The following is a 1,421-nucleotide window of genomic DNA, read 5'->3' as shown; positions in this document are numbered from 1 at the left end:
GCGGGCCCCGGGGTGCGGTGCCACCCTCCGCGCATGGACATCTGCGACTACATCCTCCACGACCACGACGAGCAGCGGCGCCTCTTCGCCATCCTCGACGAGGTGCCCCGCGACGACGCCCGGGCGCCCGGCGGACGGTGGCGCGCTCACCGGGGGACGAGGACCCCCGCGAGCACGAGGCGGCGCGCGAGGTCGGTGGACGCAGGTGCGTCGAGGGGGGTCGCGTCGAGGGAGCCGCCGTCGCCCGCGGCGAGGAGCGCCCGCACCGCGTCGACGTCGTCCGCGCCGAGGACGACGTCGCCCGCGCGGCTGCGCAGGACCGCGCCGTCGGCGCGCTCCTCGAGCACGGCGGCGAGGTGCCGGCGGAGCACGAGCCCCGACGCGTCGCCGGTGCGCTCGACCTCCTGCGCCGCGCGCAGCTGGGCGAGCGGCCCCACCGGCTCGGCGCGCTGGTTGGCGCGCACCTGACCGGCGAGGGGACGGGCGAGGCGCGCGGCGTCGACGGCCCGGACGGCGGCGAGGAGCCGCTCGCGCACGAGCTCGAGGTCGTCGGCGGTCGACGACGGGTCGTCGACGCGCACGCCGAGGGGGAGGGAGGCGCGCACCTCGGCGTCGTCGCCGAGGTCGGCCAGGGCGGCCCGCAGGAGCTGCTCGGCGAGGCCGTGGCGCGTCCAGGGGTGCACGCCGATGGTGAGGTGGGTGCTGACGTCGCCCAGGGCCGTCGCCGCGTGCAGGTAGCCGCGCGGCAGGTACAGGCAGTCGCCGGGGCGCAGGACGGCGTCGAGCAGCGGCTCGCGGGCGGCCTCGGCCTCGACCGCGGCGCGCCGCGCCGTCCAGGGCTGGTCGCGCAGCGGGCTGGGGTGCACGGGCTCGTGGAGCCGCCAGCGCTTCTCGCCCTCCACCTGGAGGACGAAGACGTCGTGGACGTCGTAGTGGTCGTCGAAGCCCCGCGACTGCGGGGGCGTGACGTAGGCGTTGACCTGGACGGGGTGGCCGAGGTCGGCCGCCAGCGCCTGGGAGAAGTCGACGAGCGCGGGCCACGTCCGGTGCAGGCCCTGCAGGACCATGGTCGACCCGTCGGCGAAGAGGCGGACGAGCTTGTCGTCGCTCACCTGGTCGCCCACGGTCGCGCCGACGCCGCCGCCCGCGGTGAAGGAGCGGTCGGGCAGCGTGGTGCCCTGCTTGGCCACGCGCAGGAACGGCGTCCGCAGCCCCCGCGTGGAGACGAGCTCGTCGACGGCGCCCGCGGACAGCAGGTCCTCGAAGCCGCGGGGCAGGTCCTCGGCCCGCGTGAGCAGGGGGCGCTCGCCCCAGGTGGCGCCGAAGCCGTCCGCCGCCGCGCCGACCAGGCGCCGCAGGGCGGCGAGGCGCGGCACGGCGTCGCCTGCGGCGCCGCCGATGGAGGCGGGACCGTCGTGCCG

Annotated in this window: 1 protein-coding gene; it reads right to left on the bottom strand. The window is 78.2% G+C overall.

Translation table 11 applies throughout. The features are described 5' to 3' along the window. Positions 1-146 precede the first annotated feature (146 nt). On the bottom strand, positions 147-1,400 hold the full coding sequence (locus HLB09_RS17100; RefSeq protein ID WP_171204487.1) for a cupin domain-containing protein: 1,254 nt from the start codon (positions 1,398-1,400) through the stop codon (positions 147-149). Positions 1,401-1,421 lie beyond the last annotated feature (21 nt).

Source organism: Pseudokineococcus marinus (assembly GCF_013004605.1).
GTDB lineage: Bacteria > Actinomycetota > Actinomycetes > Actinomycetales > Quadrisphaeraceae > Pseudokineococcus > Pseudokineococcus marinus.
Note: the sequence above shows the minus strand (reverse complement) of the source record. Positions and strands in the feature narration are given on the sequence as shown.